General features: G+C 61.0%; 16 protein-coding genes. 8 read left to right on the top strand and 8 right to left on the bottom strand.

Annotated features, from left to right (window positions below):
- Positions 1 to 29 precede the first annotated feature (29 nt).
- From DDE20_RS04030 to DDE20_RS04020, 3 genes are read left to right on the top strand one after another with little or no spacing between them, the layout of a single operon-like run.
- Positions 30 to 1,694, top strand: coding sequence for a class I adenylate-forming enzyme family protein (locus tag DDE20_RS04030; protein ID WP_165814412.1), 1,665 nt, complete (start codon positions 30 to 32; stop codon positions 1,692 to 1,694).
- Entirely contained in the window at positions 1,691 to 2,641 is a 951-nt protein-coding gene (locus DDE20_RS04025) for a DUF1295 domain-containing protein (RefSeq protein ID WP_116557117.1), read from the top strand. Before DDE20_RS04030 ends, DDE20_RS04025 begins: the two co-directional genes overlap by 4 nt.
- On the top strand, positions 2,641 to 3,540 hold the full coding sequence (locus tag DDE20_RS04020) for an SDR family NAD(P)-dependent oxidoreductase (RefSeq protein WP_116557116.1): 900 nt from the start codon (positions 2,641 to 2,643) through the stop codon (positions 3,538 to 3,540). Before DDE20_RS04025 ends, DDE20_RS04020 begins: the two co-directional genes overlap by 1 nt.
- 554 nt (positions 3,541 to 4,094) lie before the next feature.
- Here DDE20_RS04020 and DDE20_RS04015 read toward each other — a convergent pair.
- From DDE20_RS04015 to DDE20_RS04005, 3 genes are all read right to left on the bottom strand, one after another.
- Positions 4,095 to 5,174, bottom strand: coding sequence for a quaternary amine ABC transporter ATP-binding protein (locus DDE20_RS04015; RefSeq protein WP_116557115.1), 1,080 nt, complete (start codon positions 5,172 to 5,174; stop codon positions 4,095 to 4,097).
- Between the two features lie 12 nt (positions 5,175 to 5,186).
- On the bottom strand, positions 5,187 to 6,221 hold the full coding sequence (locus tag DDE20_RS04010) for an ABC transporter permease (RefSeq protein WP_116557114.1): 1,035 nt from the start codon (positions 6,219 to 6,221) through the stop codon (positions 5,187 to 5,189).
- Positions 6,222 to 6,443: 222 nt separating this feature from the next.
- On the bottom strand, positions 6,444 to 7,424 hold the full coding sequence (locus tag DDE20_RS04005; protein WP_205961613.1) for an ABC transporter substrate-binding protein: 981 nt from the start codon (positions 7,422 to 7,424) through the stop codon (positions 6,444 to 6,446).
- A gap of 647 nt (positions 7,425 to 8,071) precedes the next feature.
- Between DDE20_RS04005 and DDE20_RS04000 the strand changes: the two genes are divergently transcribed.
- Complete coding sequence (locus DDE20_RS04000; RefSeq protein WP_116557112.1) at positions 8,072 to 8,983, top strand: NifU family protein; 912 nt, start codon at positions 8,072 to 8,074, stop codon at positions 8,981 to 8,983.
- Between the two features lie 9 nt (positions 8,984 to 8,992).
- Here DDE20_RS04000 and DDE20_RS03995 read toward each other — a convergent pair whose 3' ends face one another.
- From DDE20_RS03995 to DDE20_RS03975, 5 genes are all read right to left on the bottom strand, one after another.
- Positions 8,993 to 9,703 (bottom strand): type 1 glutamine amidotransferase, encoded by a 711-nt coding sequence (locus DDE20_RS03995; protein ID WP_116557111.1) that lies wholly within the window; start codon positions 9,701 to 9,703, stop codon positions 8,993 to 8,995.
- Positions 9,704 to 9,725: 22 nt separating this feature from the next.
- Positions 9,726 to 11,021 (bottom strand): TRAP transporter large permease, encoded by a 1,296-nt coding sequence (locus DDE20_RS03990; RefSeq protein ID WP_116557110.1) that lies wholly within the window; start codon positions 11,019 to 11,021, stop codon positions 9,726 to 9,728.
- 1 nt (position 11,022) lies between these two features.
- Positions 11,023 to 11,529, bottom strand: a complete 507-nt coding sequence (locus tag DDE20_RS03985) for a TRAP transporter small permease (protein ID WP_165814411.1) — start codon at positions 11,527 to 11,529, stop codon at positions 11,023 to 11,025.
- A gap of 69 nt (positions 11,530 to 11,598) precedes the next feature.
- Positions 11,599 to 12,582, bottom strand: a complete 984-nt coding sequence (gene dctP / locus DDE20_RS03980) for a TRAP transporter substrate-binding protein DctP (RefSeq protein WP_116557108.1) — start codon at positions 12,580 to 12,582, stop codon at positions 11,599 to 11,601.
- A 566-nt stretch (positions 12,583 to 13,148) separates the two neighbouring features.
- On the bottom strand, positions 13,149 to 13,763 hold the full coding sequence (locus DDE20_RS03975; protein WP_116557107.1) for a hypothetical protein: 615 nt from the start codon (positions 13,761 to 13,763) through the stop codon (positions 13,149 to 13,151).
- Between the two features lie 307 nt (positions 13,764 to 14,070).
- Between DDE20_RS03975 and DDE20_RS03970 the strand changes: the two genes are divergently transcribed.
- The 4 genes from DDE20_RS03970 to DDE20_RS03955 are packed head-to-tail and all read left to right on the top strand — an operon-like array spanning position 14,071 to position 18,004.
- Positions 14,071 to 15,498 (top strand): circularly permuted type 2 ATP-grasp protein, encoded by a 1,428-nt coding sequence (locus DDE20_RS03970; protein ID WP_116557106.1) that lies wholly within the window; start codon positions 14,071 to 14,073, stop codon positions 15,496 to 15,498.
- 1 nt (position 15,499) lies between these two features.
- Positions 15,500 to 16,441, top strand: coding sequence for an alpha-E domain-containing protein (locus tag DDE20_RS03965; RefSeq protein WP_116557105.1), 942 nt, complete (start codon positions 15,500 to 15,502; stop codon positions 16,439 to 16,441).
- Entirely contained in the window at positions 16,441 to 17,238 is a 798-nt protein-coding gene (locus DDE20_RS03960) for a transglutaminase family protein (RefSeq protein ID WP_116557104.1), read from the top strand. The genes DDE20_RS03965 and DDE20_RS03960 overlap by 1 nt, the downstream gene beginning before the upstream one ends.
- A 34-nt stretch (positions 17,239 to 17,272) precedes the next feature.
- A complete protein-coding gene (locus DDE20_RS03955) occupies positions 17,273 to 18,004 on the top strand; it encodes a proteasome-type protease (protein ID WP_165814410.1) in 732 nt (243 codons plus the stop codon).
- The last annotated feature ends 49 nt before the right edge of the window (positions 18,005 to 18,053 follow it).

The following is an 18,053-nucleotide window of genomic DNA, read 5'->3' as shown; positions in this document are numbered from 1 at the left end:
CTGACGCAGCCCACTTAAGGAGGCGCCCCGTGCGACCGACGCAAGCAGACATCGACAGATACCGCAACGCCGGGCTTTGGGGCGATGAAACGCTCGACGACCGTTTTCAGGCGAATGCGCGGCGGGTGCCGGAGCGCGTGGCCTTGATCGACGCGCCCAACCGCAGCGATTTCACCGACGGCGCGCCGCAGCGACTGACCTACGCCGAGGTCGACGCGGCCGCATCCCGTACCGCCGCCCGCATCCGCGCGCTTGGCGTGCAGCCGGGGGAGATCGTCGTTTACCAATTACCCAATATCGTTGAGTCGGTGATCCTGCTGCTCGCCTGCAACCGCGCGGGCATGGTGGCAAGCCCGCTCTTGGTGCAGTTCAACGGGCATGAAATCGACTATGTGCTCCGGCAACTCAAGCCCCGCCTGTTCATCGGCGCGCGCTTCAAAACCCGCGATCTGACCGCCGAGGCCTCCGCGCTTTGTGCCGCGGCGGGCTGTATGACCGCACGCGTCGACGAGATCACCGAAGGCCCCGCCACGCCGGTTGATCGCGGCACCCGCGACGCCGATGATCTGGCGACGATCTGCTGGACCTCGGGCACCGAAGGGCGGCCCAAGGGGGTGATGCGCAGCTCCAACAACTGGTTCATCACCGCGCGCAATATGCTGCACGGCGCGTCGATGCGCGAAGGCGACGTTATCCTTAACACCCGCCCCTTGGTGAATATGGCCGCGATGAGCAATCTCGTCGGCTGGCTGGCCACCGCCTCGACGCTGGTGATGCATCATCCGCTGGATATGGAACTGGTGGTGCAGCAAATCCGCGACGAGCGGGTAACGATGACCTTGATGCCGCCCGCCTTTTTCGTTGCGCTGCTCAAGGATGATGCGCTGCGGGCCCGCGCCGATCTGTCGAGCCTGCGGCTTCTGGGCACCGGCTCGGCCTCGATCCCGCCATGGGCGACCGACAAGATCGAGGGCGAATTCGGCATCGAGATCGTCAACTTCTTTGGCTCGAATGAGGGCACCAGCCTGCTGAGCACGGGGCGCGAATTGCCCGATCCCGGCCTGCGCGCCACCCATTTCCCGCGCTTTGGCCGTGATGAATTCGACTGGCCCTCCTTCCCGCCGACGCAGGATTTCGAGTCCTTCCTCATCGACCCCGAGAGTGGCGAAGAGATCCTCGAGCCGGGCCGTCCGGGCGAGTTGCGTCTCAAAGGTCCGGGGATTTTCATCGGCTATTACGGCGAGCCCGAGTTGACCGCCAAAGCCTTCGACGAGGAGGGCCGCTATCGCACCGGTGATATTTTCGAGATCGCCGGTGAGGGCGAGATGGCGCGGTTTTACAGGTTCATCGGCCGCAACAAAGAGATCATCGTGCGCGGCGGGCTCAAGATCTCGCCTGCCGAACTTGATGAACTGGCCGCCGATTTCCCCGGCGCGACCGAGATCGCCTTTTTCGGCTGCGACGACGACCGCCTTGGCGAGATCGTCGGCGTCGCCGTGGTCCCTGTTGCCGGCCGCGAGGTGACGCTGGCTGAGATCATCGCCTGGCTCAAAAACAAACAAGTGGCGATCTACAAGCTGCCGCAGCATCTGCTGACGCTGACCGCTCTGCCACGCAACGCCATGTTCAAAATCCAGCGTGACCGGTTGCGCGAATTGGATCTTGAGATCAATACAAAGGAGGAAATTCAATGACATACGCACTGATAATCTGGCTGGTGTTTATCGCCTGCTGGCGCTTGGCCATGCCCAAAGAGGCGCGTGGGCGGAATTGGAACTACAGCCATATGGCGATGCCGGGCGTGGCGATGGCCATCTATGCCTTCGCGCCCGCGGGTCTGGCGGGGCCGATGGAGTTCTGGCTTTGGGGGCTGATCACCATGGTGGTTCTGGGCACCATCGGCTGGATCATCGGCCAGGCGCTGAGCAATCACTCGATCATGGATGTGGTCTACCCCTGCATCAGCTTTGGCATCGCGCTGTCGGTGGCTTTGATGGCGGCGCCCGAGATGACCCTGCGGATCTATATCGCGCTTGGTCTGATGGCGTTCTGGATGCTGCGCATGGTGCGCCATGCTTTCGGCACCAATTACGAAGTCGAACAACAGCCCTATGCCGCGCATCGCAAGCGGTTCGGCAAGCGCTGGCCGGTCTGGAGCTTCTTTGCCGTCTATATGCTGCAAGGCACGCTGGTCTGGGTCTGGTGCCTGCCTTGGGCCTTTATCGCGTTGTCGCCGGAAACCACCATGCATGTCACTGACTGGATCGGGGTTGCGGTCTGGATCGTCGGCATCCTGTTCCTGATCGTCGCCGACGCGCAGATGAACGCGTTCAAAGCCAATCCGGCGAACAAAGGCGGGATCATGGACAAAGGTCTCTGGGCACGCTCGCGCCATCCCAACTACTTTGGCGAATGCCTGACCTGGTTCGGCTATTTCATGTTCGCCCTGTCGCATCCTTGGGGCTGGATCAGCATCATCGCGCCGATCTACACTACGTGGTTCATGGGCTGGGGCTCGGCCGCACCCGGCAACGAGGGCCATATGCGCAAGACCCGTGGCGCGCTCTGGGATGATTATGTGGCCCGCGTGCCGCTGTTCTTCCCGCGTCTGTTCCTGCGCCGGGACGGAGGAAACTCCTGATGAGCGCGCTGCCGGATCTCTCGGGCCGCGTCGCCATCGTTACCGGCGCGGGCAAGGGCTTGGGGCGTCAATATGCGCTGGATCTGGCCCGCGCCGGGGCGGCGGTGGTGGTGAACAACCGCCGCCATCCGGGCGAGGCGGATGAGGAGACCTCGGCGGCGCGCACCGCTGCCGAGATCACCGCTGCCGGTGGCCGCGCCGTCGCCGATTGGTCGGCGGTGCAGGATCCCGCCAGCGGCCAGCAGATGGTTGACCGCGCGATCGAGGCCTTTGGGCGGCTCGATATCGTCATCGCCAATGCCGCCGCCCCGCAGGCGCGCAGCTTTCATAAGCTGACCGTGGATGAATTTCGCGCGGTCTTTGATGTGGGGTTTCTGGGCACGCTGCATCTGGTGCATGCCGCCTGGCCGATCCTGCGCGACCAGGGGCACGGGCGGATCATCATGACCAGTTCCAGCGCCGGACGCTATGGCCAGCACGGGATGAGCGCTTATGGCGCCTCGAAAAGCGCGGTCGACAGTCTGGTGCGCACATTGGCTGCCGAGGGCACCTCGAATGGGGTGATGGTGAATGGCGTTTCGCCCTATGCGCATACGCCGATGACCGCGAGCCATATCACCGGCGAGATGGCCGAGGCCTTCGTGCCCGCGCGGGTGTCGCCCTTGGTGCTCTGGCTGGCATCTGATGCCTGCGATGTCAGCGGGTCGATATTGGTCGCCGGTGGCGGGCGGTTCCGCAGTGTCGAGACGGTGGAGACCGTCAGCCTCGATGCGCCGGAGGGGATCGCCGATATGATCGCGCGCTTGCCTGATGCCGAACGCGCGGCGCATCCCAACTCGAACCATGCGTTTGACACGCTGCTGGTCGAATGCGGATTCGCACCCCGCGCGCCGGTTTGACGCGTAGGGGCAGGGGGGGGGGCGCCCAGCCATAGTTGAAGCAAATCTTACTCCGGCACATGCAAAGGTGCCGGAGTTTTTTCGTCGTCGGCATACCTGCTCAACCCGTCTAGCCCGGGGCCACCCCGGGCCGCGCCCGACCCTCCCCATGGGAGGGCGCCTTGGCGATGGCGTGAGATGCTCGACTGACATCTCTGCTTTCGAGCGCACCGCTCTGTGGAGGGGGTAGTTACGCTCACCCAAGGACGGGCGCGTCCCCTTGCGCTTTACTCGCAGGCAGACCAACCGTCAGGCCCGGTGGCGCCGCCGGGCCGCGCCCGACCCTCCCCACGGGAGGGCGCCTTGGCGATGTCTTGTGTGGCTCGGACGGCATGCGTGCTTTTGAGCGCGCCGCTTAGTGGCAAAGGAAATAGCGCCCACCTAGGGTCGGGCGCAGCCCTTTGCGCTATGCTCCAGCGGCGGCGCAATTGCTTCAACCACCCCAGCACTACGAAAAACTCCGGCACAATTGCTTGCGCCGGAGTTCCTCATTCCAAGCCGGCTCAGCGCCGATCTCACCCCGCGCGGCGCGCCGCCTCGGGGTCATCCGAGCCGCCCTGCGGCACCAGCGCCCGCACCAGATCGCGCATCTGCAGCAAGCCGATATGCTCACCGTTCTTGGTCACACGGTAGAGTTTGGTGGTATCCCCACCCGACATCTCGATCACCGATTCCAGATTGTCATCGTGATCCACCTCACCGGCCACTTCAACCGATGGATCGCCGCCGCGCTTCATCACCGACCGCGTGCGCAACACCCGCGCGCGGTTAATATCGCTGACAAAATCCTCGATATAGGGATCGGCGGGGTTCAGCAGGATATGCTGCGGCTCGCCCTGTTGCACGGTGAACCCGTCCTTGAGGATCACCAGATGATCCGCCAGCTTCAGCGCCTCATCCAGATCATGGGTGATGAACACGATGGTCTTTTGCAGCTCGCCCTGCAATTCAATCAGCAGGTTCTGCATATCCGTGCGGATCAACGGATCAAGCGCCGAGAAGGCCTCGTCCATCAGCATCACATCCGAGTTCGAGGTCAGCGCGCGCGCAATCCCCACCCGTTGCTGCATCCCGCCCGAGAGCTGGTGCGGATAGAGCGCGCCTTGGCCTTCCAGCCCGACACGGTCCAGCCATTTGCGCGCCTCATCGGCATAGGCGCTCTCGCGCTGGCCTTCGACGGCAGGGGCCAGGCCGGCATTCTGCAACACCGTGCGATGCGGCATCAGGGCGAACTTCTGGAACACCATCGACATGCGGTGCTTGCGCAATTGCCGCAATTCGCGCTGATTATAGCCCAGAATATCATCGCCATCGACCAGCACCTGCCCCGAGGTCGGCTCGATCAGCCGGTTGAGGTGGCGGATCAGGGTCGATTTGCCCGAGCCCGACAGGCCCATGATTACCGTCGTGCGACCGGTGGGCATGTCGATGTTGATGTCGTTGAGGCCCAGCACATGGTCATGCTCGGCCAGCAACTCGGTCTTGCCCATGCCCGCACGGACATGCTCCAGCGCCATCTTCGGGTTGGCGCCAAAGATCTTGTAGAGGTTGCGGATAGAGATTTTGATCTCTTGCGGTTCGTTTGGATCAATCATGTTCGGATCTTCCTATCGCGGCTGCGATGCGTTGATGCGCGCCAGCGCGGCTTTGGTCACACGGTCCAAGACGATGGCCAGCAGAACAATGCCCAGCCCCGACAACAGACCCACGCCCAGTTCCAGACTGCGAATCCCGCGCAGCACCAGCACACCCAAGCCGGGGGCCGAGACCAGCGAGGCGATCACCACCATGGCAAGGCTCATCATAATGGTCTGGTTCACACCGGCCATAATGTTGGGCAGCGCCAGCGGGATCTGCACGCCGAACAGCTTTTGACGGTTGGTCATGCCAAAGGCGTCGGCGGCCTCGATCACATCCTTATCAACAAGCCGGATGCCCAGATCGGTCAGACGCACCACGGGAACCATCGCATAAAGGATGATCGCGATTCCATAGAGCTTGGGTTCGGTGACGCTGAACAAAAAGATCAATGGGATCAGATAGACGAAGGGCGGCAGGGTCTGGAGCATATCCAAGACCGGAATCATGAAGCGCTGGAAGCGGTCACTGCGCGACATCGCAATGCCGATCGGCACCCCGAAGAGCACGCATATGAAGGCGCAGACAAAGATGATCGCCAGCGTCTGCATGGTGTAATCATAGTAATCGACAAAGGCGAGAAAGCCGAAGGTCAGCGCCAATAGGCCGACGATCTTGAACGAACGGCCCACCAGCCATGAGATCAGCATCAACAGTGGGATCATGATCCACCACGGCACCGCCTGCATCAGCCAGAGCGCGTCGTTGAGGGCCCAGCTCAGCGGTTGGGTCAGCGGGTCGACAACCACTTTCAGGCTGTCCTTGATCGTCATGAACCCCTCTTCGAGCCCGGTCGTCAGATCCCGCGAGCGCGGGACCGCGGCGCAGGCGTCATGCAGCGCGTCGAGCGAAGGAAAGGGCGTGTCCCAGGCCGAGACCGTGGTCTCTTCGCCCGAGCTTTGACCGAGCAGTTGCGCCATCGTCATCGGGCCGCCTTCGCCGCCGTGGCTGTCGCACCAGTCGCGCAGGTTCAAGCTGTCAAATATAAAGTCATAGGTTGCCATGCGGCCTCGTTTCCGGGCGTTTCGCGCCCGCCGGTTGATCTGAACCCAAGAAAAGCGCCCGCTGGAAACTGCGGGGCCGAGGGACACGCCGGCCGAATTGCCGGACGCCCGTCTGCGGGTCTTATCCTGTCAAAAATCCAAAACGCCGCCGCTGGAACTTGCTCGGAGACGCTTTAGCGAGAACGGGCACCGAAATCTCCGGTGCCCGTCCCAAACTTGCTTTTACTGGCCGAGCAGCGCCGACAGACGCGTCCGCGCGTCGTCATTGAGCCACGCGCTCCAGGTGTCCTGGTTGGTGGTCAGGAAATACACCGCAGCCTCTTCGTTGGTCGCGTTGTTTTCATCCTGCCAAGCCAAGAGCTGGCTCATCTCGTTGGTCGAGAAGCTGATGTTGGTCAGCAGTTCCGAAATCGACGGATGCGACTCGTGGAACTCGGCGGTGACGATGGTCAGAACCGGCGCGGTTGGGAAGGAAGACGGCAGCGGGTTCGCAGCATTGGCGGTCTGGTTGGCCACATGCGCGGCTTCGTCATACTCGCCCAGATCGACGCTGGTCATGTCGTATTTGCCCAGCGGCGTGGTCGGGGCCCAATAGTAGCCGAACCACGGCTCTTCGGCCTCGAATGCCGCAGCCATCGAGGTGGCAAGGGTCTCGCCCGATCCGTGGTTGAACACGGTGATGCCCGAGCTTTCCAGATCAAAGGCGCGCACCAGATTGTCGCTGACCACGCGGCAGCCCCAGCCATCGGGGCAGTTGTTGAACATACCACCGACCAACTCGGGGTTGGCCATGATGCCTTCGATGGTGGTCAACTCGGGGTGCTCTTCGGCCAGATAGGTGGGGATCCACCAGCCTTCGACACCGCCCGGATTGAGCACGCTGGTCAGTTCGACGATATTGCCATTGTCGCGCAGACGGTCGTAAACCTCACCGGCCGAGTTCGGCCAGAGTTCCGGCACGATGTCCGGCTCGCCGTTTTCCGACAGCGAGGTGACCGCAGGCGTTGTATCCGAGGGCACGACCTGCACGTTACAGCCATAGCCCTGTTCCATCAGGAACTTCGACACCGCGACAACGATACCCGCCGAGGCCCAGTTCATTTCGGCCATGGTCACATCGCCGCAGTCCTCGGCCAGAGCTGCCGTCGGCGCTGCGAAAGGCACCGCCAGAGCGATGGCGGAGGATAGTAGAATTCGTTTCAAGTGACTTCTCCCAGTTTTAGAGTCTCATATCGGAATGCAGGCCCCGAAGGGCCCCTACCGGACGCTGAATCAGGCTCCGCCCGATCATCATTCCACAGAAGCATTCACAGGCATAGCCTGCATTTATGATCGCTGAAAAACAGAAGATGTCGGGCCCCCAGCCTGTTGCTGTCGAGCGGGGTATCTATCATTTTCTATATAGAAAACAACCACTCTGGCGGAAATCCGTGAAAAAAACCGTCTTTTAAAGCGATAAAGTGCTTCTTATGCCGAAACTCGGGCGCTCTGGATGCAGTATCTTTCGCATTTGATTAGTGGTGCAATTTTCGGGGTTGACATAAAAATCCGCAACCGCGCCAGTGTATTGTGGCATCCATATTATAGGTGTCGCGCTTCGCATTCGGCCCGATACCCGCGCGGGGTGGCGGCGCCTCGCGGCCCGCGAGATCAGGCAGGTACCTGCGTCAATTCGCGACAATTGCGGGCGGTTGCGGATTGCCCGTTTGCGACATATGCGCGAGGATGGGCAAGGCGCGCGCCGCTTCTCCGGCCTCGGGCGACTCAGGTCACCACGGCAAGACAGGCCGGCATAACTCGTGGACGGGGCATCACCGGCGCGGCGCTCTCGGCGAACCCTTGGGGGCACGATGGACATAGCGCAACCAGATGACAGCGACGCCGCGCTTTTGGCGCGGGTCAACGAGGTGCTCGACCGCAAGGCCAACCCCTCGATCGCCAAACACCGCGGCGCGGTGAACGCTGAAAGCGTCGAAGATGGCATCGTGTTCCTGCGCATGTCGGGCGGTTGTCAGGGCTGCGCCTCGGCGGCAATGACCCTGCGCCACGGGGTTGAGGAAATCCTGCGTAAGGATATCCCCGAAATCCGCGATATCGTCGATGTCACCGACCATGCCACCGGCGAGAACCCGTTCTATACCGGCACCCCCGGCGCGGTGCCCTCGTTCACGCGGTTGATCCCTGCCGAGCGGATCGGCTGGGAGGATGGGCAACTAGCCATCGACCCCGAGTATCTGGCTCCCTGTCTCGGCCTGACGCCCGAGCAATTGCAAGACGGGCTGGCGGGCGGTGTGGTGACTATCGAGACCAAACCCTCGGGCAGTCGCACCCGTGTGGTGGTGCGCGGCCCGCTGCGGTCTTGGGCGGCGGATGTGCTGCCCGATGGCACCGCGCGCGAAGTGCCGCCGCCGCGCCCGCCCTCGGCTGCCGAACAGGCGCAAAACACCCTGCCGCGCCGCATCCGCGAGCATCTCGAGGCGCAACCCGCCGCGCAATTGCCCGTCACCTATGGGCAGATCGCGCGCGCGATGGGGCTTTATGCGCCCGGATCGCGGCGCAAGGTCATTGCCGCGCTCGAGACCACCATGCATGAGGATGCCGCCGCCAATCGCCCGTTCATCGCCGCCCGCGCGGTCTCGCGCCGCAAGCTGCCGCATAAACGCTTCTTTGCCTTCGCCGCCGCCACTGGCCGCGGCGCACAAGCAGGCGAGAGCCAAGCCGACTGGCATCAGCGACTGCTGGCGGCCTCGCTCTCCGGCTAAGCCGCGGGTCTATGCGGGCGCGTCACCGCGAAACAATCTGGCGAAGGCCTGCGACATCGCGTCGTTGCTTTCCATCACCATGCCCTTGAGCGCCTGATCCGCCTGTTCCGGCAGGATACTGCCATCGGGATTCCGGTGGATCAGCGCGGCGATATAGGCGGGGGCGAACTCGGGGTGGAATTGCACCGAGAGCGCGCGGTTGCCGTAGGCCAGCGAGGCCCAAGGGCAATGCGCGTTTCCGGCCAGCGCGGTGGCGCCCGGCGGCAGGCTCACGATCTGGTCGCGGTGGAACGAGAGCGCATTGATCGGATCGGCGCCGAACCAGTCGCTCCCTTCGGTGCTGGTCCGGTATTCGGTCTTGCCCAAAGCCCAGCCGTCCTTGCACAGGGTCACGCGCCCGCCCATCGCCTCGGCCATCAACTGGTGCCCGAAACAGATCCCGCCGACCGGTATCGCCGAGGTCATCGCCTCGCGCACGAAGGCTTTGAGCGCATGGATCCACGGCAGATCATCATAGGCGCTGAACAACGAGCCGGTGATCAGATAGCCGTCATAGGCATCGACCGAGGCGGGCAACTCGCCGGCATAGGCCGCCACGCGGGCGAATTCGGCCTCGGGCAACCACGGGCGCAGCCAGGCCTCGAACATATCGGCATAGGTGCCGGCAATCGGCAGCAGGTCGTCGGCGGGGGTATCCGCCTCGAGAATGCAAAGTCTCATATCGCTTTCTCCGCGATGGGTATTAAAGGGCCCCCAGCAAGCGTGGCACGGCCAGCGACAGGGCGGGGATAAAGGTGACCGCGATCATGATCGGCAGGGCGACGAAAAAGATCATCTGTAGCGCCGGTGTGACCGCGTGGTGGATCGAGACCTTGCCGATGCGGCAGGCCATATAGAGGATCGGGGCGACCGGCGGGCTGTTGGCGCCGATCACCACCGAACAGGCGACAATCGAGCCGAAATGCACCGGATCGACGCCGACATCCTGCATCAGGGGCATGAACAGAGGTGCGATCACCACGGTGACCGAAAGATCGTCCATGATCATGCCGACAAAGATCAGGAAGGCGTTGACCAACAGCAGGATCAGGATGCGGTTCTCGGTCAGTGCTGCAACCGCGCGGGTCAGGTCTTGGGGCACGCCCTCGGCGACCATCACCCGCCCGATCATAAACGAGAACAGCAGAATGAAAATAATCGTGCCGGTGGTTTGGCCTGCGTCGACGAAACTGTCCCAGAGCCCGCGCAGGCTGAGGTCGCGGTAGATGAAGAAGCCGATGAAGATCGCGACGACGCAGGCGACGGCGGCGGCCTCGGTGGGGGTAAAGACCCCGCCATAAATGCCGCCGAGAATGATCACCGGCATCGACAGCGCGGGGAGAGCCTTGCCGAAGATCCGGCCGCCGCTTTCGGGTTTGGTGATGGTGTCGGCGGCGGGGAGGTCGTCGGGGAGGAAGCGTTTGGCCATGAAACGGTTGAACAGAATCAGCCCGACCAACAGCAGGATACCGGGCACCAAGGTGGCGGCGAAGAGGGCGGTGATCGACTGGCGGGTGACGACGCCGAAGAGGATCATCGTCAGCGAGGGCGGGATCAGGATACCCAAGAGCGAGGACAGGCCGAGAAGGGCGGAGGTATAGCCGCGCGGATAGCCGCGCTGGGCGAGCGGGTCGGCCATGATCGTGCCGATCGAGGCGACGGCGGCGGTGGCGGTGCCGGAGATCGCGCCGAAGACCCCCGAAGACAGCACCAAAGCCGCGCCGAGACCGCCTTTGCGGCCGCGCACCATCAGCTCCATAAAGCCGATCAAACGCCGCGCGACGCCGCCGCTTTGCATCAGGTATCCGGCCAGCACGAACAGCGGCAGGGCCAGCAGGACCACCGAGTTGAGCGAGCGGAAGCCCTGCAAAAGCAGCGTCGAGGTGCCGACATCGTAGACATAGATCAGGAACATCAAAACGCCCGCGAAACTCCAGGCAACAGGGACGCCGAAGACCATCAGGGCGATAAGGATGAGGATGGCAAAAACCGGTTCCATATCAGGCCTCGCGGTAAGAATTGCGCACCGCGATCAGGGCTTTGATCAGGTCGCGGATTGTATAGGCGAGGCCGAGAACGGCGGCGGTGATCAGCGCGGATTGACCGGCGAGCAGGGGGATATTCAAACCCGGCGTGACCTGCGGACGGCGCTGGGCCCAGATCAACATGTCCCACGCGAGGGACAAAAAGAAAACGCCTAATATCAATATGATAAGCGAGACAAGTGATTCGTGTAACGCGGTCAAACGCGGGGATTTCAGCGATTGGGCGGTGAAATCGACGGTGATATGCTCGCGGTTGCGCGAGGCGACGACGGCGCCGATCATATAGAGCCAGAGCGCGCTGAGGGTGGAGAGTTCCAGCATCCCGATCACCGACCAGCCGAAGACATAGCGCGACAGGATCAGAAAGCTGATCAGACAGACAATCGCGGCGGTGCTGGCGAAAATCACCAGCGACATCAGCCGCATCAACCAGTGGTCGAGTTGTTCAAAAACCGCGCGCATAGGCTCCCCCCTCCCTCGCGTAAAAATGGCGGCACCCCGCAAAGGATGCCGCCTTGTTTTCATAGACGATCAGTTGGCATTGGCGCGCATCTGACCGACGATTTCCGAACCGATATCGGCCTCCATCAGCGGCCAGACCTCGGCGCGCACCGCTTCGATCATCGGGCGCAGCTCCTCAATCGAGGGCTCAAAATACTCCATACCGCCCTCAATCGCGATTTGCACATTGCGCTCGTCCTCGGCGCGGGCCTCGACGAATTGCGCCTCCATGATGGTCACCGCCGCGTCGCGGATCAGCGCCTGATGCTCGTCCGAGAGCGATTCCATAGTGCCAGTATTGGCGACCAGATTGCCGGTGACAAAGATATGCTTGGTGCGCACATAGTAGTCGAGAATTTCGCCAAAATACTCGTAATCCCAATAGATTACGTTGCCCGCATCGCCATCAACGACGCCGGTCTGGATCGAGGTGAAGACCTCGGACCAGTCGATTGCGGCGGTCTGGTAGCCCATCGCTTGCAGGGTCTGCGGGATCGGGAAGAACGGCGGCGTACGCACATTCAGCCCCTCGGCGCTGGCGATATCGAGCGCATAGCGGTCACGCGTCGCAACACCGGCAAACCCCTCGGGCCAAGCGCCGAAATAGGTGATGCCGAGATCGGCAAACACGTCATTGAGCGTGGCATTCACCCAGCCGCCGGGCTGATAGGCCGCGAGCGCCTCTTCCCATGAGGTGACCATATAGGGCGCGTTGAGCACGCCGATGCGGCGGTCATAGGAGGTCGAGGGCCAGCTGAGCATCAGGTCGACTTCGCCGGCGACAAAGAGGTCAAACACCTCAAGCTGCCCGCCAAGCTGGTTCTGGTAGAAGACGCGCACTTCAAGATCGCCATCCGAGCCCTCTTCGATCATCTCGGCCCAACGCGCGATGGCATTGCCCGAGGGCGAACCTTCGGGCCCCGAATCGGTGGCCACCCGCAATGTCGTTTGCGCGGCAGCCTGGCTTGCGAGCAGGGCCAACACGGCGGCGCCTTTCAAAATCCATGTGGTCAAGACGGTCTCCTCCCAGAGATAAAGGGTCAAAACGGCGACATAACAGGTGTTATGCTGTAGCTATTGTTAGAGACAGAACCGGCGGCTTGTCAAATGTTGTTGTGTGGGCAGGCGAAGATTGGCGATGACAGACGACGGGCGGCTAGTTCGCAGCCTAGCCGCCGCGATTGCGAGAAAACGTCGCGAAACGGCAGGTTTACCAAGTTTTGCGCCGCTTAGCCCGTGGGTTGGGGTGTCATCCAATGCCAGCAAGGTGGGCAAAACGGACGCTGACGGTTTTGGCTATCTGTTGCTGTTGGTTCTCGACCGGAGATATTTCGAAGCTGATCGAAAGCGGCTTGACCCTGCTGCCTCCACCCAACCTCCGGGTGTGCAAGCATCATTTTCTGCACCCGTCGCCAATTGGCGTCGGTCTGGCCGTCAGGCAATGGAGAGTGCTTTCACCGCTTGAGCGCAGCGATCCGAAGAGGCTCCTAGAACCGAAGTGTTTCTTGATTTCGCAGGCTGGTGCCTGTGATTGGCTTCGGGGCCGCCGCCGGCCCCGAAGACGCGTGCTGATGAACGGTTCAGGACCCGAGGGCGATGGTCAGGCCCAGATTGATGGTCGGTTTCGCACCCTCTGCCACTTCGATCAGGAGGCTAGCCGAGGTCATCTCGTTAAACGCATAGGATACACCCGCTTCGCCATAAACGTCGGCGCCGTCATGGCCGACGAGGGCGCTATAGGTGAAGCGATCATTCGCTTCGAACTCGGCACCGAAGCTGACATCGGTGGCCCGCGCCGTCAGATCGCGCACGACCTCGAAGGTGCCGCTTGTCCGGTCCATGATCGGGAAATCCAGGGCAAGGCCGACCTCATGCGAGTCGAACCCGCTATTGTCGAGGTAGGTGCGCGCATAGGTACCGGTCAGGGCAACATCGGGCGCCAGTTCTGCGCCGTAGCCCAGCGACAGGGTGAACTCGGCGTTGTCGGTGGGATCTTGATAGAGCGTTTCAAACTCGGCACCAACAAACGCACCACCAAACGTCAGTTCCACGGCACCGTTCACAGTGGGTTCGCTGGTGCCGCCCGAATGGGCCAAATTGGCGCCCAACTCGGCTGACCAGCCGAATTCCTGAGCCGAGGCAGAGGTTGCAAGAAGCAGTGAAAGGACGCCAGCAAGGCAATAGGTCTTGTTCATCGTTTATCTCTCTATTTGATGAGGACACCCGTGTAGTGCTGGCGTAGGGCTTGCTGTGCAGGGGCGTTGAGATGGTTACTGGAAAACTGCCGAGGGGTTGTCAAGGCGGTCGGGCTGTCGGCACCGGCCCTGAGTGGTTCTTGGCCGGTGCGTGACGCTCTGCGGTGCAGCTTATATTTCAGGCTATCTGCTCAAAAAGGGTGCATAAGCCCTGCAGGACTGCCCAAATATTCGCCATGCCCGACATCGCGGCGCAAGTTGAGATGCATCTTGTTGCTTCGGCCCGCTGACCTTCTAACGTCAATATATGACAAAAGAGAACGCCTACTTCAGCGAAATGCATGCTTCAGACGGGGAGCCGAGAAGCCCTTACATTGGATATGATGCCTGGTTCGCCAAGCAGAATAATGAACGGTTCGCCAAGAAATCTCAGGAAGCCAAAGCGTTTTTCCGCCGCACCGGGATCACCTTTAACGTCTATGGGCAGCAGGACGCCGAAGAACGGCTTATTCCGTTCGATCTGGTGCCGCGGATCATCGCGGCACGCGAATGGACCAAGCTGTCGAAGGGTATTGAACAACGTATTCGTGGCCTCAACGCTTTTTTGCATGATATCTATAATCGGCAAGAGATCCTGCGCGCGGGCGTGGTGCCCGTCGAACTGATTGCGCAGAATGACGCCTTTCTGCCCCAGATGATGGATTTTTGCCCGCCGGGGAACATCTATACGCATATCGTCGGCACCGACATCGTGCGCACCGGCGAGAATGATTTTTTTGTGCTCGAAGACAATGCCCGCACGCCCTCCGGTGTCAGCTATATGCTGGAGAACCGCGAGACGATGCTGCAGATGTTTCCAGAGCTTTTCAGCACCATTCCTGTTCAACCGGTCAGCGACTATCCCAAGAACCTGCGCCGGTCGCTTGAGGCCTCTGCGCCGCCTGGGTGTAAGGGCCGTCCCTGTGTGGCGATACTGACACCTGGGATTCACAACTCCGCCTATTACGAGCATAGCTTTCTGGCCGATCAGATGGGCGTTGAGCTGGTAGAAGGGCATGATCTGCGAGTCGTTGACGGCCATATCGCCATGCGCACCACGAAAGGCTACAAGACAATTGATGTGTTGTACCGCCGGGTGGATGATGAATACCTTGATCCGCTCACCTTCAATCCCAGTTCTATGCTGGGGGTGCCCGGGATCATGGATGTTTACCGCGCGGGCAACATCACAATCGCCAATGCGCCCGGCACAGGCGTTGCGGATGACAAGGCCGTCTATAGCTACATCCCCGAGATCATCAAGTTTTACACGGGCGAACCCGCGATCCTCAAGAATGTCCAGACCTTCCGATGTTCGGAACCGCAGTCGCTGCAATATGTGCTCGATAATCTCGCGGATCTGGTGGTGAAAGAGGTGCATGGTTCTGGCGGCTACGGCATGCTGGTTGGACCTGCCGCCTCTAAACAAGAGCTGTCAGATTTTGCCGACAAGCTGCGGGCGCGGCCCGGGAACTATATCGCGCAACCGACGCTGGCGCTGTCTACGGTTCCTATTTTCACCGACAGCGGACTTGCTCCGCGCCACGTCGATCTGCGCCCCTTTGCGCTGGTATCACCGAACGGGGTTAACATCACCTCGGGCGGATTGACCCGCGTTGCGCTGACAGAAGGATCGCTGGTGGTGAATTCAAGCCAGGGCGGCGGGACCAAAGACACTTGGGTATTGGAAGACTGATATGTTGGGAAAAACCGCAGGCGGTCTTTACTGGATGTTTCGCTCGCTCGAGCGGGCCGAGAATACCGCGCGTCTGATCGAGGCGGGGTTTCGCATCGCGTTGACCCGCTCGACCACCGCCGAGGCCGAATGGCAGTCGGTGATTTCCACGCTCGCCGCACAGCACGCCTATGAGGCGATCTGCGACGGCTATGACAGTGCGCAGGTGGTGAATTTCTTGCTGCGCGAACCGACGAATCCCAGCTCGGTTCTGTCGATCATCAAATCCGCCCGCGACAATGCCCGTCTGGTCCGAACCGCGTTAACCACCGAAGTCTGGTATGCGGTCAATGAAACATGGATGCTGTTCACCGACCTGTTGAAAGACGAGATTCCGCAGACGGAATTGCCCGCCGTGCTGGCCACCATCCGCCAGCAGTCAGGGCTGGTGCGCGGTGCGCTTCACGGAACCATGCTGCGCAATGACATTTATGATTTCTGCTGTCTCGGCACCTTTGTCGAACGCATGGACAACACTGCGCGTATCATTGATGTGAAATACTATTCGCTGCTGCCATCGCCGTCCTTTGTGGGCAGTCGGCTGGACAACGTGCAATGGGAAACCATCTTGCGCTCGGTCTCGGCGCATCGCTCGTTCCGCTGGGCTGTGGAGGAAGATTTCACCGCTCCCGCCATCGCCGAGTTTCTGATCCTCGACAAGCGCATGCCGCGCTCATTGGCGTTTAGCGCAGGTCAAATCGTAAATAGCCTGTCGCATATGGCCGAGGAATACGGGACCAGACATGCGTCACATGACTTGGCTGACGCGCTGAAGGCGCGATTGGGGAACCCGGATATACATACAATCTTTGACGAAGGGCTGCATCAATTTGTGACCGGCGTGATTGATAGCACGGCCAACCTCGCCCAGCAGATAGAAGTTGACTACAGGTTTGCGCGATAATGGAACTCAGCATCAGCCACACAACCGAATATACCTATACTGCGCCGGTGGATTACGCGCTGCAAAAGCTGCGGCTGCGGCCTTTGTCCTCGGTGATGCAGCAGGTCGGGCAATGGGAGGTTGAGATTGACGGTGGCAAGATCGAAGCCAGCTATCGCGATCACTACGGCAACCATATTGATCTGGTCAGCATTGAGCCGGGTGCATCCGCATTGACCATTCGCGCCAGCGGGCAGGTGCGCACGCTGAACTCCACGGGTGTGCTGGGGTCGGTCATGGGCCGCGCGCCTCTGTGGCACTTCTTGCAGCCCACCGCCCTGACCATGCCCGGAGAGGCGATCAAAGCCTTGCCCCGCGTCGCCTCGGATGTCAGCGCGCAGGTTGCCGATTTGCATAGGCTCTCGGACATGATCCTGAAAACGCTCCCCTATATGTCGGGAGGCACTGCGGTGGACACCCCGGCCGAAGACGCACTGAAAGGCGAAACCGGCGTGTGTCAGGACCACGCGCAGATTTTTGTCGCCACCGCGCGCCTGTCGGGTCTGCCCGCTCGTTATGTCAGCGGTTACTTGCGGATCAACGAACAGGTGCAGCAGGAAGCCACCCACGCTTGGGCCGAGGTGTTCCTGCAAGGGCTTGGATGGGTTGGGTTTGACGTCTCGAACGGGGTGTCGCCCGACGAAAAATATGTGCGCATCGCGATCGGTCGGGATGCGCGTGACGCCGCCCCCGTGGAAGGGCTGCGCATGGGAGATGCAGATGAATCCCTCATGGTATCTTTGCAAGTACAGCAGTAAACAGATGCAGAGGCTTCTTTGCGGATAGAAAAAAGTGACCTATTGCATCGGAATGCGGCTGGAACACGGGTTGGTGTTTATGTCGGACACACGCACCAGCGCGGGGGTTGATAACTTCGCGGTCAGCAAGAAGATGTTCAGCTGGCAGGTGCCGGATGAGAGATCCATCACATTGATGACTGCAGGCAACCTTGCGACAACACAATCGCTTATTAGCCTGCTGCAGGAACGATCCGTTACCGAAGAAGATCGGGATCCCAGCATCCTGCGCCAGCCCACCATGTTTCAGGTCGCGCGGCTGGTTGGTGCGACATTGCGCGAAGTGATTTCCGGCTCGTCACCGACGGGGCAAACTTCGGATGATCAGTTCGGCGCATCAATTATCCTGGGCGGGCAGATCAAGGGCGGCAAACCCACGATCTTTATGATCTACCCCGAGGGAAATTTCATCGAGATCACCGACGACACGCCGTTTTTCCAGATCGGGGAAACCAAATACGGCAAGCCGATCCTTGTGCGGGCTTATGACAGCCAGATGGATTTTGCGGATGCGATAAAGCTGCTGCTTGTCTCGTTTGACTCGACGGTGAAATCGAACCTGTCCGTTGGCTTGCCTTTCGATCTTCAGGTTTATGAGAACGATTCCTTCTCCTGCGACCGTACAAAACGGATCAACGCGGACGACGCGGTGTATCAGGCAATCACCAAGGGCTGGGGAAACGCCCTGCGCGACGCTTTCCAGCTGCTGCCGAGTTACCGGCTTTAGTCTTAACGGTCAGCTTTCGGCCAGTAAGCGGCGGCACCTAGATCCCCGC

Origin of the sequence: Pararhodobacter oceanensis (assembly GCF_003076755.1) — a bacterium.
Classification (GTDB): Bacteria; Pseudomonadota; Alphaproteobacteria; order Rhodobacterales; family Rhodobacteraceae; genus Pararhodobacter; species Pararhodobacter oceanensis.
This window is presented reverse-complemented; position numbering and strand designations above follow the sequence as displayed.

What these genes read in the sequence shown, in the direction of transcription:
- DDE20_RS03965 (WP_116557105.1), top strand. Translation starts at nt 15,500, where the DNA reads ATGTTGGGAAAAACCGCAGGCGGTCTTTACTGGATGTTTCGCTCGCTC.
- DDE20_RS04015 (WP_116557115.1), bottom strand. Translation starts at nt 5,174, where the DNA reads ATGATTGATCCAAACGAACCGCAAGAGATCAAAATCTCTATCCGCAAC.
- DDE20_RS03990 (WP_116557110.1), bottom strand. Translation starts at nt 11,021, where the DNA reads ATGGAACCGGTTTTTGCCATCCTCATCCTTATCGCCCTGATGGTCTTC.
- DDE20_RS03975 (WP_116557107.1), bottom strand. Translation starts at nt 13,763, where the DNA reads ATGAACAAGACCTATTGCCTTGCTGGCGTCCTTTCACTGCTTCTTGCA.
- DDE20_RS03985 (WP_165814411.1), bottom strand. Translation starts at nt 11,529, where the DNA reads ATGCGCGCGGTTTTTGAACAACTCGACCACTGGTTGATGCGGCTGATG.
- DDE20_RS03995 (WP_116557111.1), bottom strand. Translation starts at nt 9,703, where the DNA reads ATGAGACTTTGCATTCTCGAGGCGGATACCCCCGCCGACGACCTGCTG.
- DDE20_RS04025 (WP_116557117.1), top strand. Translation starts at nt 1,691, where the DNA reads ATGACATACGCACTGATAATCTGGCTGGTGTTTATCGCCTGCTGGCGC.
- DDE20_RS04020 (WP_116557116.1), top strand. Translation starts at nt 2,641, where the DNA reads ATGAGCGCGCTGCCGGATCTCTCGGGCCGCGTCGCCATCGTTACCGGC.
- DDE20_RS04010 (WP_116557114.1), bottom strand. Translation starts at nt 6,221, where the DNA reads ATGGCAACCTATGACTTTATATTTGACAGCTTGAACCTGCGCGACTGG.
- DDE20_RS03970 (WP_116557106.1), top strand. Translation starts at nt 14,071, where the DNA reads ATGACAAAAGAGAACGCCTACTTCAGCGAAATGCATGCTTCAGACGGG.
- DDE20_RS03960 (WP_116557104.1), top strand. Translation starts at nt 16,441, where the DNA reads ATGGAACTCAGCATCAGCCACACAACCGAATATACCTATACTGCGCCG.
- DDE20_RS04000 (WP_116557112.1), top strand. Translation starts at nt 8,072, where the DNA reads ATGGACATAGCGCAACCAGATGACAGCGACGCCGCGCTTTTGGCGCGG.